Annotated in this window: 15 protein-coding genes; 6 read left to right on the plus strand and 9 right to left on the minus strand. The window is 66.5% G+C overall.

Going from position 1 to position 19,022, the window contains the following annotated elements:
* The 8 genes from DUPY_RS22160 to DUPY_RS22195 form a co-directional block, all read right to left on the minus strand.
* A partial coding sequence (locus tag DUPY_RS22160; RefSeq protein WP_141749643.1) for a GNAT family N-acetyltransferase occupies nt 1-443 on the minus strand: 443 nt, incomplete at its 3' end.
* Nucleotides 440-865, minus strand: a complete 426-nt coding sequence (locus tag DUPY_RS22165; RefSeq protein ID WP_070251156.1) for a GtrA family protein — start codon at nt 863-865, stop codon at nt 440-442. The genes DUPY_RS22165 and DUPY_RS22160, both read right to left, overlap by 4 nt.
* Nucleotides 862-1,878: a glycosyltransferase family 2 protein gene (locus tag DUPY_RS22170; RefSeq protein ID WP_070251158.1), complete on the minus strand. Its 1,017-nt coding sequence runs from the start codon at nt 1,876-1,878 to the stop codon at nt 862-864. Before DUPY_RS22170 ends, DUPY_RS22165 begins: the two co-directional genes overlap by 4 nt.
* Nucleotides 1,875-4,880 carry a glycosyltransferase gene (locus DUPY_RS22175; protein ID WP_070251161.1) on the minus strand — a complete coding sequence of 1,002 codons (3,006 nt, stop codon included), beginning with the start codon at nt 4,878-4,880 and terminating at the stop codon, nt 1,875-1,877. Before DUPY_RS22175 ends, DUPY_RS22170 begins: the two co-directional genes overlap by 4 nt.
* Nucleotides 4,881-4,883: 3 nt before the next feature.
* Nucleotides 4,884-6,095: an FkbM family methyltransferase gene (locus DUPY_RS22180; RefSeq protein WP_084640849.1), complete on the minus strand. Its 1,212-nt coding sequence runs from the start codon at nt 6,093-6,095 to the stop codon at nt 4,884-4,886.
* An 11-nt stretch (nt 6,096-6,106) separates the two neighbouring features.
* The gene (locus DUPY_RS22185; RefSeq protein ID WP_070251166.1) at nt 6,107-7,453 is read right to left on the minus strand and encodes an ABC transporter ATP-binding protein; all 1,347 of its coding nucleotides are present in this window, start codon (nt 7,451-7,453) and stop codon (nt 6,107-6,109) included.
* Nucleotides 7,453-8,247: an ABC transporter permease gene (locus DUPY_RS22190; protein ID WP_070251168.1), complete on the minus strand. Its 795-nt coding sequence runs from the start codon at nt 8,245-8,247 to the stop codon at nt 7,453-7,455. Before DUPY_RS22190 ends, DUPY_RS22185 begins: the two co-directional genes overlap by 1 nt.
* A gap of 163 nt (nt 8,248-8,410) precedes the next feature.
* A complete protein-coding gene (locus DUPY_RS22195) occupies nt 8,411-9,649 on the minus strand; it encodes a tetratricopeptide repeat protein (protein ID WP_070251170.1) in 1,239 nt (412 codons plus the stop codon).
* 179 nt (nt 9,650-9,828) lie between these two features.
* On the opposite strand from DUPY_RS22195, the gene DUPY_RS22200 reads away from it, so the two are divergent.
* From DUPY_RS22200 to DUPY_RS22215, 4 genes are all read left to right on the plus strand, one after another.
* Nucleotides 9,829-10,836, plus strand: a complete 1,008-nt coding sequence (locus DUPY_RS22200) for a FecR family protein (protein WP_070251172.1) — start codon at nt 9,829-9,831, stop codon at nt 10,834-10,836.
* A gap of 166 nt (nt 10,837-11,002) precedes the next feature.
* Nucleotides 11,003-12,739 carry a type I secretion system permease/ATPase gene (locus DUPY_RS22205; RefSeq protein WP_070251173.1) on the plus strand — a complete coding sequence of 579 codons (1,737 nt, stop codon included), beginning with the start codon at nt 11,003-11,005 and terminating at the stop codon, nt 12,737-12,739.
* Complete coding sequence (locus tag DUPY_RS22210; RefSeq protein WP_070251175.1) at nt 12,736-14,097, plus strand: HlyD family type I secretion periplasmic adaptor subunit; 1,362 nt, start codon at nt 12,736-12,738, stop codon at nt 14,095-14,097. Before DUPY_RS22205 ends, DUPY_RS22210 begins: the two co-directional genes overlap by 4 nt.
* Nucleotides 14,098-15,423, plus strand: a complete 1,326-nt coding sequence (locus DUPY_RS22215) for a TolC family outer membrane protein (RefSeq protein WP_229255464.1) — start codon at nt 14,098-14,100, stop codon at nt 15,421-15,423. It begins immediately after the preceding gene.
* A gap of 32 nt (nt 15,424-15,455) precedes the next feature.
* Here DUPY_RS22215 and DUPY_RS22220 read toward each other — a convergent pair whose 3' ends face one another.
* Nucleotides 15,456-16,415, minus strand: coding sequence for a VirK/YbjX family protein (locus tag DUPY_RS22220; RefSeq protein ID WP_070251178.1), 960 nt, complete (start codon nt 16,413-16,415; stop codon nt 15,456-15,458).
* Between the two features lie 275 nt (nt 16,416-16,690).
* Here DUPY_RS22220 and DUPY_RS22225 point away from each other — a divergent pair, with 275 nt between their 5' ends.
* Together DUPY_RS22225 and DUPY_RS22230 are read left to right on the plus strand one after the other, a co-directional pair.
* Nucleotides 16,691-18,310: an ATP-binding protein gene (locus DUPY_RS22225; RefSeq protein ID WP_229255465.1), complete on the plus strand. Its 1,620-nt coding sequence runs from the start codon at nt 16,691-16,693 to the stop codon at nt 18,308-18,310.
* A complete protein-coding gene (locus DUPY_RS22230) occupies nt 18,297-18,941 on the plus strand; it encodes a response regulator transcription factor (RefSeq protein WP_070251182.1) in 645 nt (214 codons plus the stop codon). The genes DUPY_RS22225 and DUPY_RS22230 overlap by 14 nt, the downstream gene beginning before the upstream one ends.
* The last annotated feature ends 81 nt before the right edge of the window (nt 18,942-19,022 follow it).

Here is a 19,022-nt window from a genome sequence, read left to right on the forward strand (position 1 = left end):
CTGCCGATGCCGATCCGCGCCTCGAGCGGGCGCACCAGCTGGAAGTTCAGCTTGCGCAGGAAACCGGGCGTGCTGTTGGCGTTGGCCACGCCGTACACGCCGTGGTAGCCGTGACGCGCGCCCGCCTCGTAGGTCAGCGCCGCCAGCTTGGTGAACAGGCCCTTGCCCTGGTGCGCCGGATGGGTGGCGGTGTTCAATGAGAGCAGCACCGGCACGGTGGCGCCGTTGACGTCGGCGCGCGCGGCAATGCACACGTAGTGCGCCGCCAGAGTGTCGCCGTCCCAGGCGTCGAAGCCCACGGCCACGCCGTCCGGGTTGTCGCGGTACAGCCACGCCAGGTAGTCCCTGGTAAATTTGTCGGTGCCCGGAAAACAGGCCGACAGCAGTTGCGCATAACTGGCCAGCGCGTTGTCGTCGGTGCGGATCGGCAGTAGAGTGGTCATCGGAAGGTCCAGTATTTGCTGAGCAAAAAGCCGTTGCACGCCACCAGCGGCAACGACACCAGTTTGCCGGCCAGTGCCGCGTTCGCTGCGCTGGCGGCGTCGGCGCCCAAGCCCAGCCGGGCAATGGCCAGCGCGGCGCCCACGCAGGCCATGGTGAGCAGGTAGTTCAGCGCCACCACGCACAAGAAGCGCAGGAAGCCCGCAGCGCTGTGCAGGCGGCCAAAAGTGACGCGCGCATGGAACGCATAATTGAGCACCAGCCCGGCCGCGAAACCGGCGCTGGTGGCCGCCGCCACGCTGATGCCGATGCCGGCCAGCAGCAGGCCCTGCATGACGCCGATGTCGAGCACGGCGCACAGCAGGCCGCCGCCGACGAACACCAGGAACTGGCGCTGGCGCAGGGCGTGCGCCAATTTAATCATGGCGCACCATGGCGCACCACTGCGGCCCGGGCCACTGACTTCTTGTGCACCACCCGGCGCGGCACCGACGCGATATCGTGGGCCAGGAACGCCAGGATCAGCTGCAGGCCCATCAGCACCGGCAGCGCCGACACCATCACCGTGCCGGCCGGCGTGGCCACGCCTTGCGCAGCCGCGTGGGCCCAGTGCCAGGCGCCGTGGACGCTGCCGAACAGCAGCAGCCCCACGCCCAGCGGCAACTGCAGCGACGCCAGCGACATATTGCGCAGGTAGTAATTGTAGAACAGGCGCTTGCCCAGGTTGCGCGCGTGCTTGGCCATGAACTCGGTGACGATTTTCGAGATCTTCAGGTTGCTCACCTCGTCGCCATAGCTGGCGTCCATCGGCACGTCGGCCACCACCGCCTGGATGGTGTTGAGGCGGAACAGCATGTCGGACTCGAAAAAATACCGGCTGCTGATGCGGTCGAATGGCAGGTGGCGGGCGGCGTCCGCGTGCAGCGCGGTATAGCCGTTGGTGGGGTCGAACAGATCCCAGTAGCCGGACGACAGCTTGGTCATCAGCGACAGCACGGCGTTGCCGAACAGGCGCATGGCCGGCATCTGGCGGATTTTCTCGAGATCGAAAAAGCGGTTGCCCTTGGTGTAGTCGGCGTCGCCGCTCAAGATGGGCGCGACGAAGTACGGCAGCAGCGCCGGGTCCATCTGGCCGTCGCCATCGATCTTGACCATGATGCGCATGCCGTCGGCCAGCGCGGCGCGGTAGCCGCTGATCACGGCGCCGCCCACGCCCTGGTTTTCGGTATGCTGCACCACCACCACGCGCGGGTCGCGGCACTCGGCGCGCACCAGCGCGCCGGACTGGTCGGGGCAACAGTCGTCCACCACGTAGATGCGGGCCACTTCGGGGCCGATCGCGGCCAGCACGCCGAGGATGTGGCGGGTAACGCGGTAGCTGGGGATCACCACCGCAATGCGGTCGGCGTCGGCTGGGAGGGTCGTGAGCTGGTTCATGCGGTACCTGTAACGGATAAGTGCGCGGCGGTCGCGCCGGGCGCAAGCGTGCGGTGCCAGTGCTGGCCGCCTAGCAGGCGCAGCAATTGTTCGGTACTGGCTTGCCAGGTCAGCCACGGCATGTCTTTGGACTGCGGCGCGCTGCCGGCCGCGTGCAAGGTCAGCCATTGCTGCAGGGCATCGGCCAGCGCGGCGGGATCGGTGCCGCTGAAGTAATAAGCATGGTCGCCGCCCACCTCCTGGAATACCGGCAGGTCGCGCGCGATGATGGGCAGGCCGTGCTGGGCCGCCTCGATCAGCGGCAGGCCGAAGCCCTCGCCGATCGACGGCGCCACCAGCGCCGAGCAGGACTGGTACAGCTTGTCCAGCATTTCATCGGAGACGCCGGCCAGCCAGAACAGGCGCCGATCGCGCTCGGGATGGTTGGTCAGTTGCTGAACCAGCGCGTCGACCATCCAGCCCTGCTTGCCAACGACCACCAGGTTGACATCGACGCCCTGGCCCCACAACTGCTCGACGGCGGACAGCGCCTGGGCCTGGCCCTTGCGCGGTTCGAGCGTGCCGACCAGCAGCAGGCTGGGGCGGGCGCTTATGGCGGCCAGCACCTGCGCCGCATTGGGGGGCAGGCCCTTGCTCGGGGCGCTGGCGTCGAGGTCGGCGCCCAGGTGGAAATAGCCGATCTGCACGGGATCGCGGCGATCGCGGCCGGGACGCGCCGCCAGCCAGTCGTGCAGTTCGTCGGCCACGGCGCGCGAAATGCACAGCACGCCATCGGCCACGGCGGCGATGGTGTCGAGGTAGCCGGAGAAATAGGCATCGGTGCCAACCGGGAAAAATTGCGGCTTGAGCAGCGGCAGCAGGTCGTACACCACGAAGTAGATTTCCACGCCGCGCCTGCGCATGTCGAGCAGCCGTTCCTGGTTTTGCGCGGTGCCGTTGGTGTACAGGTCGAGGCCGAGGAAGCGGTCGCCGGCGCGCACCTCCAGCGGGGCGTCCTCCAGCGCCATGGCGGGGCAGCCCAGCATGCGCAGGGTGTGGGCGCGGGCGTAGCGATACGGCCGGTTGCCGCCGTCGCAGTACACCGGTTCCACCCGGAACCCGGGCGGCGGCGACTCGATCAGGCGCAGCAGGATGCTGCGCACCACGCGCTGGATGCCGGTCTTGAGATCGGCTTCCACCAGCGCCGAGATATCGACGAACAACTGGCGCGGCGCCTGCGGCAGGCGGTTGGCGGCAATCGCTGCCGCCGTGTCCATCAGCGCGCCCGCTGGCGCCGGACCCAGTGCCTGTACCGAGGCCACCAGCGCCGCATAGTGGCGGGCCGGGCTGTGTTGATGCAGGGTCTCGATGGCGGCGCGGAAGCGCGGCCCCACCTGCTGCGGCGCATGGTGGGCGGCCATGTAGGCGCGCGCGCGCGTGGTCAGCGCGGTGCGCACGGCCGCGCCGGTGGCCGGCGCATGCAGCTGCGCCAGCGCGCCGGCCAGGGCAGTCACATCGCAGTCGTCGGGCAGTTGCAGCAGCACGTCCGCCGGCACGTCGGTGTTGGATCCGTGGGCATTGACCACCGTGGGCACGCCGTACAGCAGGCAGTCGAGCACCGAGGCCGAGGTCTCGCCGCGCGTGTGGCTGCGCAGCTGCACCGCGGCATCGGCGGCGGCCAGCCAGGTGGCGTACTGGCTGGCGTCGACAAAGCCGGTGATGCGGACGCGGGCGCCGGCGCCGGCGATCTTCTGCGCGATGGTGCGGCCGTACTGCTCGGGGTCGGGTGCGCCGACGAACACCAGCTGGCAGCGCGGATCGGCCGCCAGCGGGCTGGCCAGGAAGGCGTCGAGCAGCAGGTCGTTGCGCTTGGTAACGCCCATCATGCCGAAGCTGCACACCAGGAAGTCGTCATCGGCCAGGCCCAGTGCGGCGCGCGCGGCGGCGCGGGCATGGTCGGCCTGGTAGTGCGCCGGCAGGCCGCGCAACAGCGGCACAGTCTGCCACTGCGCGGCGCTGTCGCCGCCGTACCAGTGCGCAGCCAGGCGCTGGGAAAAGTCGGAATGGACGATCACGCCGCTGGCGTGGTCCAGTACGTCCTTGTTGCACGGGAAGGCCCAGATCGACGGATTGCGCCCCTGGCGCGCGTGCGCGAGCAGGCCGGTGTGGCCGTGCGATGCATACAGGGCGTCGAGGAAGGCGTGCGGGTGGCCGTCGCGCTCCATGTGGTCGAGCACGCCGCTGAGGAAGAAATCGTGCAGCACGACGATGCCGGGATGGCGCCGCAGCAGCGCGAACAGGTGCTGGTGCACGAAGTGGTTGCCGAAGTGGTAGAGCACGCGCGCGTAGCGGCCGGCATGCTGGTCGAACCAGGCGCAGTCGCGCACCGCGAAGCGCGCGGCCAGGGCCGGGTCGAGCGGGCCATCGACGATCAGTTCGATGTCATAGAATTGTTCGAGCTGGGCCAGCAGCTCGACGCTGTAGTCGGCGATCCCCGAGTGTTGCGGCGGCAGCGGCGACAGGAAGGCCAGCAAGGGTTTGGCTGGCTGGTCGGCTTGCCCGGTTGAGCGCGTGCCAGCGTCCACCAGCGCTGCCAGCACGGCCGCTGCATTCGTCATCTGCGTCACGTTCGCCACCGGTACTGCGCCGGCAGCGGCCGCCGCGCCAGCATGGGCGGGGGCGGCCAGCCCCGGAGCCCAGACCACGTCGGCGCGCCAGTCCTGCAGCACGGTGGTGCGCAGCAGTTCGGCGGCGCCTTGGCGCCAGGCGCTGCCGCCGCGCGGCGTGTCGAGCACGTGCAACTGGATCTGGCCGGGCGCGTCCGCTGCCGATACTGCTTGCCAGGGCAGCGCCAGCTCGCGGCGCAAGGTGTCGGCCCGGTCGGGCCAGGCGTGGTGCAGCACCAGCAGCAAGGTGTGGCCGGCCGCCTGCGCTGCGGTCACCACCGCCCGCACCAGCGCCACGGTGGCGGTGGAATTGGCGGCGCCATGCTGGCAGGCTTGTAAATCAATGGCTAGTCGCATGCTTCAATGATCGGTAAGGTGGCGGGGACGTTCGAGGTCGGCCAGCACGCGGCGGGCCGACTGCGGCAGGTGGGCCAGCGCCGGCGGCACGCCGGACGGGACGATGCCGGCGCCGTTGCCACGGGCCCGGGCATACCAGGCCAGGAAGCGTTTTTCCAGCCCGGGCACACGGCGCAGCATGCCAAACGCCACGCGCCGCACCAGCGGCACCTGCGCCAGCGCGATCAAGGTGCGGCGCGGCGCCTGGCGCAGCCTGCTCCCAAGCGCGCCACCCTGGAGCAGGCGGCCTGCCAGCCGCAGCGGCCGCGTCACGCGCCACGACGTGCTGGCATGGACGGCCTTGAGACTGGCTTCGAGTTCCTGCGCCCAGGCGGCAGTGTCGCGCCTGCTGATTTCTGCTGCGTCGGCCTGCTCTTGCACAGTGGCCAGTGCCACACGGACCTGTTCGTGTTCCAGGGGCCGGGCCGCTACCGCCAGGGCCTGCTCCAGCTGCCCTTGCAGGTCGTCGCGGACGCGCCATGCCTGGGCCAGGGAATGCCTGATGTAATTGTCGAAAACATTGGGCGGCACCGCCAGCACCGGCAGCAGGTGCGCCTGTTCATCGGCCACGTAGTACCGGTTCAGGCCGTCGAAGAAAGCGAACTGGTAGCCGCAGGACAGGACCAGGTGTTCCCAGTGCTCGTGATTGGTGACGGTACTGTTGGGCAGGGTTGCCTCGACCACCAGGATCCACGGGCGCCAGCGGCGCAAATCTATGCCGCGCAACACTTCGGCTTCGAAGCCTTCGACATCGATCTTGAGGAAGTGGATGGTGGCCGGTGCGTGGTCGGCGCAAATGCCGGTCAAGGTGCGCATCGGCACTTCGGTCTCGACCACCGCAACACCGTCGGCGCGGTGCGCATGCGCGGTGTCGGCGTCGGTGGAGGCCCAGCCGTTGATGTCGGGCGTGTCGAACAGTGTGATGCTGCCGTCGGCCGCACCGCACGCCAGCGCCAGGTTGATGTCGCGCGGCCGTGCGCGCTGCAGGACTTCGCGGTACGACGGCATCGGCTCGATATTGATGCCGTGCCAGCCGGCGTCGTAGAACAGCTTGGTGACCGAGCCTTCCTGCGGGTCGTTGGCGCCCACGTCGATGTAAAAGCCATCCTGCACCGCGCCCAGCGCGCGCCACAGCAGCACATCCTCGGCATTTTGCGCGTACGAAATCAGGGGCATGCGGCAGGAATTCATGACGATACGCTTTCTGGATTGCATGACAGCCGGTCGCAGTCGAACCGTGGCGCCAGGTTGGTCATGCCGGCCCAGCGGATCGCTGCGGTGTTGGGCAGCACCGTGAAGGCGCTGACCTCGTGCAGGTAATTGAGCACTTCGTGGAAGCTGCCCTCATCATAGCCGCCATTGCTGAAACCCACCGTCAGGGTGTACTCCTGCGGTGCCAGGGTCATGGCAAAGCTGAAACTGGCCGACAGCACCTCGCCGGCCGCCACTGGTCCGGGGAACTGGTTCATGCAATACGAATTGGTTTCGAACAGCACCACGCCGTGGCGGTTGCGGATCTTGAAACCGATGTGCGGATCGTCGAGGGCGCGGTGGACGCGGTAGTCGATACGCAGCATGACTTGTTGATCGGAAATGATGGTAGCCAGCTGCGCGCCGGCCGCATCGACAAAGGCCGCGCCCACGCAATCGGCGGTGGTGGTGACGATGCTGCCGGTGCTGCCGGCCAGCACCGGCGCGCCAGCCACGCGTTGCAGGTGGTCGGCAGGCAGCGCCGATTGATTGCTCACGGTAGCGGCGCCGGCTGAATGGTCGAACCGCGCATCGGCCGGCGTATCGAGAAGTGCATGACCCAGCAGCTCGGCCTGGTAACGGTCGGCAGCGGTGCGCGGGGCGCCGTCGAAGGCCAGCCGGCCCTGGCGGATGTAGAGCGCGCGGTCGCAGATGTCCATCACCGTGCCCATGCTGTGCGAGACGAACAGCAAGGTGGTGCCGGCGGCCGTGAAGCCACGGATGCGGTCGAAGCATTTTTGCTGGAAGAAGACGTCGCCGACGGCCAGCGCTTCGTCCACGATCAGGATGTCGGGCCGCTCGCAGGTGGCCACGCTGAAGGCCAGGCGCATCTGCATGCCGCTCGAATACACGCGCACCGGCTGGTCGATGTACTCGCCGATGCCGGCAAACGCTTCGATCTCCGGCATCAGCGCGGCAATGCGCTCGGCCTCCAGGCCCATCAGCTGGCCGGCCATCAGCACGTTCTGGCGGCCGGTAAAGTCGGGGTGGAAACCCAGGCCCAGTTCCAGCAGGGCTGCCACCCGGCCCTGCGTGGTCACGCTGCCGACGGTGGGCAAGGTGGTGCCGGTGATTAGTTTCAACAGCGTGCTCTTGCCGGCGCCGTTGACGCCGATCAGCGCCACCGCCTCGCCGGCGGCGATATGGAAACCGATGTCCTGCAAGATCCAGTGCGACCGGTGGCGCGGGCCGCGCCATGGCAGCAGCCACTCGCCCAGGCGCGCCCAGCGCGTGGGATATTGTTTGTAGGCTTTGCCCAGGCCGCTGACGGTGATCGACCCCATCACAGCTCGTCCACCATTTCGCCGGCGCGCTTGCGGAACAGGCTCAAGCCCAGCAGGCACAGCACCAGCGCGCACGCGGCCGCCGGCAGCAGGCCGGCCCAGTCGGGTGCGCGGCCGTGCAACAGCACGTCCTGGAAGCCGCCCGTCACCGCCGCCATCGGATTGACCACCAGCAGGTCGCGCAGCGCCGGCGGCAAAATCGTGGCCGGGTAGACGATGGGGGTGAACCAGAACCAGAACTGGATGAAGATCTGGAAGAACTGGCCGACGTCGCGGAAGAATACGTTGAGCACGCCCAGCACCAGGCCCAGGCCGATGGCCAGCGCCACTTCCAGCAGCAAGAGCGGCAGCAGCAGCGCGAACACGGCGCCGGGGAACTGGCCCGAGAGCACCAGGAACACGGTAAACAGGCCGAAGATGATGGCGAAATTGAGCAGCGCATTGCTGGCCACGATGGCCGGCAGGCAGATGCGCGGGAAACTCGATTTCTTGAGCAGGTTGGCGTTGTCGATGAACATGTTTTGCGCGCGCGTGACGATCTCGGCAAACAGGCCCCACGACAGGATGCCGGCGCACAGGTAGATGCTGTAGCCGAAGCGGCTGACGTCGCCCGGCAGCTTGCTGTGCATCACTTGCGAGAAAATCATCGTGTACACCACGATCATCGCCAGCGGATTGAGCACGGTCCAGGCGGCGCCGAGCATGGTGTTGCGGTAGCGGACCTGGAAATCGCGCTGGACGCTGCCGCGGATGAAACCACGGCTTTGCCACAGCACGCGCAGCATGGCGCTCATGGACGCATGGCTCCGGCGCAGGGCGGCAACAACAGTGGGCGAGGGGCGACGATCATAAGAATCCTACAACGATAATCAAAAGATTATATCGCAGGCAGTTGTTAGCTTAATATCTTGTAACAGCTTGTTACGCGCTGTAACGATCCTCTCCGCAAGCCGCTGTTTACGGCCCCAGCCACTGCCAACTCAGTTGCAATTGGGTATCGTCATACTGGAAAATCGAGATGTTTTCGCGGTTGTGGATGCGCCGCGCCTCGAGCACCAGGTTGTGGCTCCTGCCCAGCGGGTAGGTGTAGGCGGCGCGCAGCAGGTGGGCCTGCTGGCGCCGGGTTTCGTCGATCAGGCCGGCCGCGTAGGCGCTGGCGCTGCGCCAGGACTGGCGCGTGTAGCCCAGTTCACCGGTGCCGGCGCCCAGCAACTGGCGATATTGCAGCGACAGACTGTTGCCGTGACGGTTGCCGCCGGGGCGGTCTTCGGCGGCCTTGTCGTCGAGCAGGCCGAAGCTGGCGCTGGCGTAATGGCTGCCGCTGCGCCAGGTCAGCTGGCTGCGCACTTCGCCGGTGGTGCCGCGAAAATTGTCGAGGGTCCGGTAATCGACATGGGTCACGCCCGCGTGCAGCGACAGTTGCAAGGTCTTGGGCAGCGGCAGCGGCGGCATCAGCTGCGCTTGCAGCTGCACCTGGCGCTGGTACAACTGGCTGCCCAGCGTGGCGTAACCGACGGTGGCGGTGGTGCGCAGCTTCCATTGCCTGATGCGCCACGGCGTGTCGATGCCGGCGAACAGCGAATAGCTGTCGTAGTCGTGCAGGCTGTCGTGGCGACGGCCCTGGAATTGTACGAAACCCTGGGTGCCATTGGGCGTGAGGTCGCGGATATAGTCGGCCGACAGGGCCGTGTACTGGTCGCGCCGGGGCAAAAAATCGGGCAGCAGCACCAGGCCGTCGCCACCGTCCACCGGCTGGTACGTGGCGCTGTTGGCGCCCTGGTTGACGTTGCGGCTCCAGCCGCGCCCCAACGACAAGCTGTAGAGCGGACGCGGTTGCCAGCCGGCGCAGCCGCCGGCGCGGGCCTGGGCGATCAGTTGGCGAATTTCGGGCGGTGGTGCAAAGCGCTGTTCGATGGCCTGGAACAGGCGCTCGGCCTCGGCCATGTTACCCAGGTCGCAGCGCACCAGCGCCAGGTCGAGCCAGGCGCCCGCGTGCAGCGGTTCCTGGGCGATCACGCGTTCGAGGGCGTCGGTGGCGTCGTCGCGGCGGCCGTCGGCGATCGAGCGCAGGGCATCGCGGTACAGGTCCTGCACCACGTCCGGGGTCTGCGCCCGGGCATTGCCTCCCACCACGGCCAGCAGTGCCAGCAGGGCAGTTGTCGACAACGGGTGGTGGAGGAAGCCTGGCAGTGTCATCAAATCGAATAAAAACTGTCCGCCCCGGAATCGGCGCAATGGCCGCGCAGTATAACTTACCTCTCTGGAATTTTCCGAACCGGGCCCCGGGCCAGTTACAAGCATTGATACAAAGTGTAACGACTGTCTTGTCAGAAATTAATTTCGGTAAAATGCCGGAATCAGGGGGGAATTCCATCATGGCGCGTCAACTCATCTTCATTAGCATGGCGCTGCTGGCGGCGCAGGTCCACGGCGCCGAGCCGGGACACATCATTTTTGTCGCCGGCCAGGCCGAGGTGGAAGGCGATCCTGCCCGCGTGGGCGGCACCGTCCGGGACGGCGACCGCGTGCGCACCGGCGGCGACGGCTACCTGTACATCCGCACGCCCGACCAGCGCCTGGTGATTTTGCGCCCCGAAACCGAGACGCGGTTCGCCCGCGAGCTGGCTAACCCGGCCCCGGCTGCCTTGATTGAGGCCAGTGCCGCCAAAGCCGCCAATGCCGCCGTGTCCGCCGGCGCCCGCTTCGAGCTGCCGGCCATGGCTGGCGCGGTCTTCCCTGCGGGCGCCAATCCCGACCTCGACGCCCGCAAAAACGATGTGCTGCAAGCCCGGTTGCCGCAGCTCGGGGCCGCCGGCACCGGGGGGGCGTCCGACTTTGCCGGCGGTGCGCAGGTGGTCAGCTGGGGGCGCTGGGAAAAAGTCATCGACCGCGCGCCCAACGTCATCCTCGAGAACCTGGCCGGCGGCGCCGGTACTGCGGCTACTTCTGGTACCCGGCGCCTGGCCAGCAACGAAGTGTACGTGCTGATGCGTGGCGAAGACGGCGCGCCGTACCAGGCGCCGGTGCGCGGCAGCGCCGGTTTCGCGCTGGCCGCCAGCGAAGCCTATGTGCGCGATGCCGGCACCGGCCAGCGCACGGCCGCCACCCTGGCCGACGGCCGGCTCACGGTCGATTTCGCCAAGGCCACGTTTGCCACCAGTGTCGATGTGCGCGACCAGGATGCCAGCTACCGCCTGTCCGGCGCTGGCCGGGTGGGCAGGGATGGCCAGTTCGGCAGCCCCCGCTCGGCCCAGCCTGGCACCATGCAAGTCGATGGCGCGCTGGGCGGTAATGGCGGCGCCACCTACCTGTTCGAGGGCGCGCTGACGCCCACCCGCACCGTTTCCGGCGTGGCAACCTGGCGTCCCAATCCACCGCGCTGATCGGTTTACCGTTAAGTTGTGCCGATTTCCAACAGATGCCCTAAGTAAATAGCGGCTGGCTGCGCCTATGGCCGCCAGTGTGGGAAATTGTGAATTTTCATGGAATTTTGTGAGCGATAATTGCCGAGCCAACTACGTGGAGTTGATTCGTCACAAATTGCCCATAATGAAAAACAACTACTCGCCGCCCAGTAACGAAATCACCGACGTCCTCTCCACGCTCAAGCGCGCCTTTTTCACGGTGGGCGCGTTCAGCGCCATCACCAACCTGCTGATGCTGGCGCCGTCGCTCTACATGCTGCAAGTCTACGACCGCGTGCTCACCAGCCGCAACGAAACCACCTTGCTGATGCTCACGATGATGATACTGGGCGCCTACCTGATGATCAGTGTGCTCGAGCTGGTACGCAGCTTCATCCTGGTACGGGTGGGCGCGCGCTTTGACATGGAACTGAACCAGCGGGTGTACACCGCCGCCTTCGAGCAAAACCTGCGGCGCAGCGGCGGCAACGCCGGCCAGGCCTTGAGCGACCTCACCAATATCCGCCAGTTTTTGACCGGTAACGCGCTGTTCGCATTTTTCGATGCGCCGTGGTTTCCGATCTACCTGGTCGTGATCTTCATTTTCGAGCCGGGCCTGGGCGTGTTCGCGCTGTGCGGTACCGCCATCCTGGTGGTGCTGGCCTTCCTCAACGAGCGGGTGTCGAAGCAGCCGCTGGCCGAAGCCAATACGCTGTCGATCGCCTCGTCCTCGCTGGCGACCAACAACCTGCGCAATGCCGAGGTGATCGAGGCGATGGGGATGTTGCCCAACCTGATGGGCCGCTGGTTCAAGCTGCACGGCAAATTTTTGCACTTGCAGGGCGAGGCCAGCGAAAAGGCCGGCCTGGTGGCGGCCGCCACCAAGTTCGTGCAGATCGCACTGCAATCGCTGGTGCTCGGTTATGGCGCTTTGCTGGTGCTGGAAAATAAGATCACCCCGGGCATGATGATCGCCGCCTCGATCCTGCTGGGCCGCGCGCTGGCGCCGGTGCAGCAGGTGATCGCGGTGTGGAAAACCTTTGCCGGCGCACGTAGTTCCTACGGCCGCCTGCTCGAGCTGCTCGACAAGAACCCGGCGCGCAAGGCCGGCATGCCACTGCCCAAACCGACCGGCACGGTAACGGTTGAAGGCGTGAGCGCAGTCGCCCCGGGCGGCCAGGTGACCTTGTTGCGCAGCGTGTCGTTCGGCCTGCTGCCGGGCGACGTGGTGGGCGTGATCGGTCCCAGCGGCTCGGGCAAGACCACGCTGGCGCGCCTGCTGGTGGGCGTGTGGCCGGCCGCGCTGGGCAAGGTGCGCCTGGACGGCGCCGACATCTACCAGTGGAACAAGGCCGAGCTGGGCCCGCACCTGGGTTACCTGCCGCAGGATATCGAACTGTTCGCCGGCACCGTGGGCGAGAACATCGCCCGCTTCGGCGAGGTGGCGGCCGACAAGGTGGTGCTGGCGGCGCAGCGCGCCGGCGTGCACGACATGATCCTGCGCCTGCCGCAAGGCTACGACACCCCGCTTGGCGACGGCGGCGCCGGCCTGTCGGGCGGCCAGAAACAGCGCCTGGGCCTGGCGCGCGCCATGTACGGCGACCCGGCCGTGCTGGTGCTCGACGAACCGAACTCCAACCTCGACGACGCTGGCGAGCACGCCTTGCTTGCCGCTGTCAACGACCTGCGCGCGCGCGGCAAGACCATCGTGCTGATCACCCACCGCACCAGCGCGATCGGCATCACCAACAAGTTGCTGCTGCTGCGCGACGGCGCGGTTGAACTGTTCGGCCCCACCAAGCAGGTGCTGCAGGCGCTGCAAGAAAAAAACCAGAAGCAGATGCCGGCGCAGCCGCCAGCACCGGCGAGGGAGCAGGCATGAAATTACTCAGTTCCGAATCGAAAGCGCTGGCCGCCGACGTGGTCAGCCACGACGTGGCGCCGCTCACCGTGCCTACCGATGCCAGCGGGTATGGGAAACTGGGCTGGCTGGTGGTGTTGCTGGGCGTGGGCGGCTTCTTCCTGTGGGCCACGCTGGCGCCGCTGGACAAGGGCGTACCGCTGCAGGGCACGGTGGCCAAGGAAGGCAACCGCAAGACCATCCAGCACCAGAACGGCGGCATCGTCAACGAGATCCTGGTGCAGGACGGCGACACCGTCAAGGCCGGCCAGTTGCTGGTGCGCATGAGCGACATCGCGCCGAAGTCGCAGGTGGAAGTGGCGCGGGTGCAGTATCTTGCCGCGCGCGCGGCCGAGGCCCGCCTGGTGGCCGAGCGCGACGGCACGGCCATCGTGTTTCCGGCATCGCTGCAGGCCTATAAAGCCGACCCGCGCACGGCCGACGTATTCGAAGTGCAGCAGCAACTGAAAAGTGCGCGCGAATCGGCGCTCAAAAATGAACTGGCGGCAGTCGATGAAAACATCGCCGGCCTGCGCGCCCAGACCCGGGGCCTGGAAGAATCGCGCCAGGCCAAGGTGCAGCAGCTGGGGTTCCTCAAGGAGCAGGTCGAGAACCTGCGCGACCTGGCCAAGGAGGGCTATATCGCCCGGTCGCGCCTGCTGGAAGTGGAGCGTACCTATGCCCAGGTCAGCGGCGCCATCTCCGAGGACATCGGCAATATCAGCCGCGGCCAGCGCCAGGTGATGGAGTTGTCGCTGCGCCGCGTGCAGCGCACCCAGGAATACCAGAAGGAAGTGCGCGCGGCGCTGTACGACGCCCAGAAGGAAGCCGAGGCACTGTCGGGGCGCATGCTCTCGCTCGACTACGATTTGGCCAACGCCGAGATCCGCGCGCCGGTAGGCGGCATCGTGGTGGGCCTGAACGTGTTTACAAAAGGTGGCGTGGTGGCGCCCGGCGCGCGCCTGCTCGACATCGTGCCGGCCGATGACGGCTTGATCGTGGAAGGGCTGCTGCCGGTCAACCTGATCGACCGCGTGCAGACAAAATTGCCGGTGGAGCTGATCTTCTCGGCCTTCAACGCCAACCGCACGCCGCATGTCGACGGCGTGGTGGAACAGGTGGCGGCCGACCGCACCGTCGATGAGCGCACCGGCGCCGCCACCTACAAGGTGCGGGTGAAAGTAACGCCGGCCGGCACCCGCATGATCGCCCGCCAGCACATGGATGTGCGGCCCGGCATGCCGGTGGAAATTTTCGTGAAGACCGGCGAGCGCACCATGATGAATTACCTGTTGAAACCGGTGATGGACCGGGCCAAAACCTCGCTGTCGGAGGACTGAGTGAAGCCTGTCGCTCCATCGATTTTATTGCTGGCGCTGCTGTACGCCGGCAGTGCCCACGCCATCAGCCTGATGCAGGCCTACCAGGCGGCGCTGCAAAACGACCCCGGCTACCGCGCCGCCACCCACGAATACGCATCCGGCATCGAGAACGAAGTGCTGGGCCGCTCGGCCCTGCTCCCGGCGGTCTCGGCCAGCTATTCCAGCAGCCGGGTGGAGGCCGACGTGGTGTACATCACCAACGGCATCGAATCGCCCACGCGCGAACTCGACTACCGCAGTAAATCAGCCGTGCTGCAAGTGCGCCAGCCCGTGTTCAGTCTGGAGGCGATCGCGCGCTACCACCAGGGCCTGGCGCAGACCAGTTACGCCACGGCGGTCTTTGCATCGCGCAAGCAGGAGCTGATCCTGCGCCTGGCCGGCGCGTACACCGAGGCGCTGTTCGCCAATACCCAGCTGCGCCTGGCCGAAGTGCAGCGCGATGTCTTTATCGAGCAGCGCGCAGTCAACACCCGCCTGTTCGACAAGGGCGAGGGCACCAGGACCGACATGCTGGAAACCGAAGCCCGGCTCGACCTGGCCGAAGCGCAGGTACTCGAAGCGCAAGACAATGTGCAGACCACGCTGGCCGCGCTGTCGGCCATCGTCGGCCAGCAGGTCAATTCGGTCGATGACGTGGCGGCCGAATTCCGGCTGGCGCCCGACGCCGCGCTCCGTTTCGACGAATGGCGCGACATCGCGCTGCGCCAGAACCCGGACATCATCGCCATGCAGTTCGCGGTAGAGTCGTCGAAAGAGGACATCAACAAGGCGCGCGCCGGCCACACGCCCAGGGTGGACCTGGTGGCCAGCTACGCGAAAAACAATTCGGACACGCTCAACACGCTGAACCAGGATTCGAAACAGAAGTCGATCGGCTTCCAGGTCAATATTCCGTTGTATTCGGGTGGGGCGGTGAGCGCGTCCAGCCGCCAGGCGGTGGCCGCCACCGAAAAAGCCAAGGCCGACCAGCAAGCGACGACCGACAAGGTGCTGGTGGAGTTGCGCAAGCAGCACGCGGTGGTGGTCTCGAGCGTGGCGCGGCTGCGCGCGCTCGACAAGGCGGTGGCCTCGGGCACCATGCTGGTGACGGCGACCGAGCAAAGCATCAAGGGCGGCGTACGGATCAACCTCGATCTGCTCAACGCCCGCCAGCAGCTCTATACCAGCCGGCGCGACCAGGCGCAGGCGCGGTACGGCTACCTGCTGGCGATGCTGAAGCTGCGGTCAGCGGCCGGCGTGCTCGATGCCGATGCGCTGCGCGAGGTGGCGGCGTATTTCCGCTAACCCGCAAACCTGACCCCGCGCGGGTTGCGGGGTCAGGCCAGCGCGTAACCCTGATGCTCGTTCACGACGATCGATGGCGTACCACCCTTGCTGCCACCGGCCATCGGCTGGCGCGAAGCGCGCAGGCTGGCGCCGATGCCGTCGGCCAGCGCGGCCAGGGTTTCGTGGCGCTTGCGCGCCTCCGAACGTTTTTTGGACGCGATCGCCGCCAGGTCCGGCTCGGCCAACGCCTGGCACGGCAGGCGGTAGTCGCCGTCGGTGCGCGGCGTGGCGTCCAGCTCCTGCCACAGCGCGTCGTAGTCGGCATGGACCTTGCCCTGGCGTACCGAACGGCACACGGTGCGGTTGCCGTTGCCGACCAGGCGCAGTTCGGCGCAGCCGAGCACGTGGCCGATCTGCACCAGCAGCTTGACCATCATGTTTTTTGGCCGCAGGCCATGCAGCTCGCGGGTCGCGTCCTTGATCACCTGCAAACCGTGGTCGCCGCGCGGACCCTGCATGCAGCCCACGCCCAGCACCGTGCCGCGCTCGTCCTGGTGGAACGAGAACGCGCAGTTATAGACCACGTCGTCGCCGTGCACCAGTTGCAGCACCAGTTCGCCTTCGCGCTCCATCGGCTCGACCGCCGCCAACTGGATGTGATAGGGCAGCCCGGTCTTGCCGGTCACGCGGGCCAGCACCACGCGGTCTTTCGAGGCCAACGCCGTCAGCGGCCCCAGGCCCTGGCGCAGGATGAAACGGTAGTGCTCGGAAAGCAAGTTCAGGCGGGCGTTGTAACCCATGGTATTGCTGAAATACGGGCGGAAGATCTTGTAGATCATGCGCGGATGGTCCGCCACCAGGTCGGTAAACAGCGGCGACGAGTTCAGCAACTGCAACCAGCCGTCGGCAGCTTCGCGGTGCAACAGCGCACGGGCGGACAGTTTGATGGTCTCGCGCAAGCGGCGCAGCCCTGTCAGGCCGACCGTCCCTGAGTGCAATGTAATCGACATCATGTTTCCTTGGGGTATCAGCGGTAGGCATACCGCAAGGAAGCGATGGTAGGCTTGCCCTATGGTGCTGACAATTGGGGCGGCAGCGTAAGGGTGTTCCCGTATGCCGCCACGGCAGGCGCAGCACGGTTGGCAGGGCGGGAAGAGGTATTGCTAAGGGTTACACTTAGTTGTAAAAAGTATGCGCGTTGAGGGCCAGCAAGGCATAATGCTACAATACGATACAAATCTTCCCATTCATGTCTTTGCTGCGGCCCCAATTTTTTCTACGTCATTTGCAGTTTCCAGCCTTTATAGCGCTGTACCTGTTGTTCGACTGGGCCACGTACATCGACCCCCTGTACGGTCTCAATATTACGCCCTGGAATCCCGATCCGTCGCTGGGGCTGGTGTTCTGGCTGCGCCATGGCTGGCGCGCGGCGCTGCCGTGGTTTATCGCGCTCACCCTCGGCGAAATATTGGTGCGCGGCATGCCGGCCGGCATGCTGCTGACGGTGCTGCTGTCGGTGTGGCTTACCGTGGGCTATGGCCTGGTGGGCGAGGCGCTGCGCCGTACCTTCGGCAGCGAAGGCCTGTTTGACAGCCGGGGACGCCTGTTCCAGTGGGTGGCGATCGTGACCGTGGGCACACTGCTCAACGACCTGGTGTACATCAGCCTGCTCTCGGCTGCTGGTTTGATTCCTACTGGAAACTGGGGCACGGCAGTGCTGCGCTTCGGCATCGGCGACATGGTGGGCGTGGTGGTGTCGATGCCGCTGATCTGGATGCTGGCCAGCGCGGCGTCACGGCAGCGCCTGCGCGATACCGTATGGCGCGCTGAAACGCTGGGCTACCTGGCGCTGGCCATCGGTGTGCTGTACCTCGTGTTTGGCAGTATTGCGACGTCGGAATTCAAGGATTTCTATTTCCTGTTCCTGCCGGTGGTGTGGGCGGCGTCGCGCCAGGGCCTGTATGGTACGGCGCTGATGGTGTTCGTGTTGCAGGCCGGCATAGGTGCGCTCGTCAAGCTCAACCACGCCGGCGATATTGCCGTGCACGAGCTGCAAATGCTTGACGCGGTGCTGGCGCTGGTGGGTTTCTCGATCGGCATCGTGGTCGATGAATTACGCCAGGTATCGAGCGATTTGAAACAGTCGCTGCGATTGGCGGCTGCCGGCGAAATGGCGGCGGCCCTGGCGCACGAGCTCAATCAACCGCTGACCGCGCTGGGCACTTACGGCAAGGCGTGCGAATTTCTGCTCGAACGCGGCGAGAGCGGCGCCATGCTCAAGAGCGTGGTGCAGCGCATGATCGCCGAATCGAGCCGGGCCGCCGAAGTGGTGCGCCGCCTGCGCGACTTTTTCCGCACCGGCGCCATGAAGCTCGAGGCGATCGATGCGCGCCACCTGGTGGCCGGTGTGAGCCAGCAGTTCATGGCGCAGTTGCGCGAGCGCGAGGTGGTGCTCAATATCGAGGCGGTGCCGGCCATGCAGGTATTGGTCGATCGCCTGCAAATCGAGCTGGTGTTGCGCAACCTGCTGGCCAATGCGCTCGAAGCGGTGCAGGAACAACCGCCCGGCGCGCGCCGCATCACGGTATCGGGCCGGAAGGTGGACGCGGTGGCTGGCAACGGCGGGCGCGGCGCCAAAGGCAGGCAAGCGTCGGAACGGCGCGCCTGCCTGCATTTGACGATCGAGGACAGCGGCAAGGGCGTCTCGCAGGCATTGGCTGCGCGCCTGTTCGAGCCGTTCGTCTCGTCCAAGGCCAGCGGGCTGGGACTGGGCCTGGTGCTCAGCCGCGCCATCATGGAAGCCCATGGCGGCGCACTGTGGGCAGAGGTTGGAGACAAGGGACTATTTAAAATGGCGCTGCCGTTGGCACGCGCCGAGGAGCCAGAGCATCATGTTGCTGCATAATCCAGACGCGCCCGAACAGAGCGCCCACAACCTGACCGTCTACATCGTTGACGACGACCCCTCCGTGCGCGATGCGCTGGGGTTGCTGCTGGGCGTGCGCGGTTACCGCACCGCCGTGTTTTCCAGCGGCGAAGCGTACCTGCAGGCGTGGCGGCCCAACTGGCGCGGCTGCCTGCTGCTCGACATCCGCATGTCGGGCATGGACGGGCTGGCCCTGCAGCAGGAGCTGGCGCGGCAGGGTTGCCGGATTCCCTTCATCATCATGAGCGGCCACGGCGACGTGGGCACCGCGCGCGCCGCCTTCAAGGCCGACGCTGTCGATTTCCTGGAAAAGCCGTTCGACGACGTCAAGCTGATCGCCGCCATCGACGAAGCGCTGTCACGCGCGCGCAGCGAACAGCATGAACAGCAACGGCGCAGCCGCCACGCCAGCCTGCTGGGCGAACTGACGCCGCGCGAACGCGAGGTGATGGACCTGGTGGTATTAGGCCGCCACAACCGTGAAATCGGCCCGGCGCTGGGCATCAGCGTGCGCACGGTGGAAGTCCACAAAGCCCGCCTGATGGCCAAGCTCGGCGTGGACAACGTCGCCGACCTGGTGCGCATCAGCATGCTCGAAAACGACGCCTGAGCTTCGGGGTCAGCGCCTGAGCTTCGGGGTCAGTGCCGACATTCAGACACGAGCCCAACAGCAGTATGGCTTAGCTCGTGT

Origin of the sequence: Duganella phyllosphaerae (genome assembly GCF_001758785.1) — a bacterium.
Lineage (GTDB): Bacteria > Pseudomonadota > Gammaproteobacteria > Burkholderiales > Burkholderiaceae_D > Rugamonas > Rugamonas phyllosphaerae.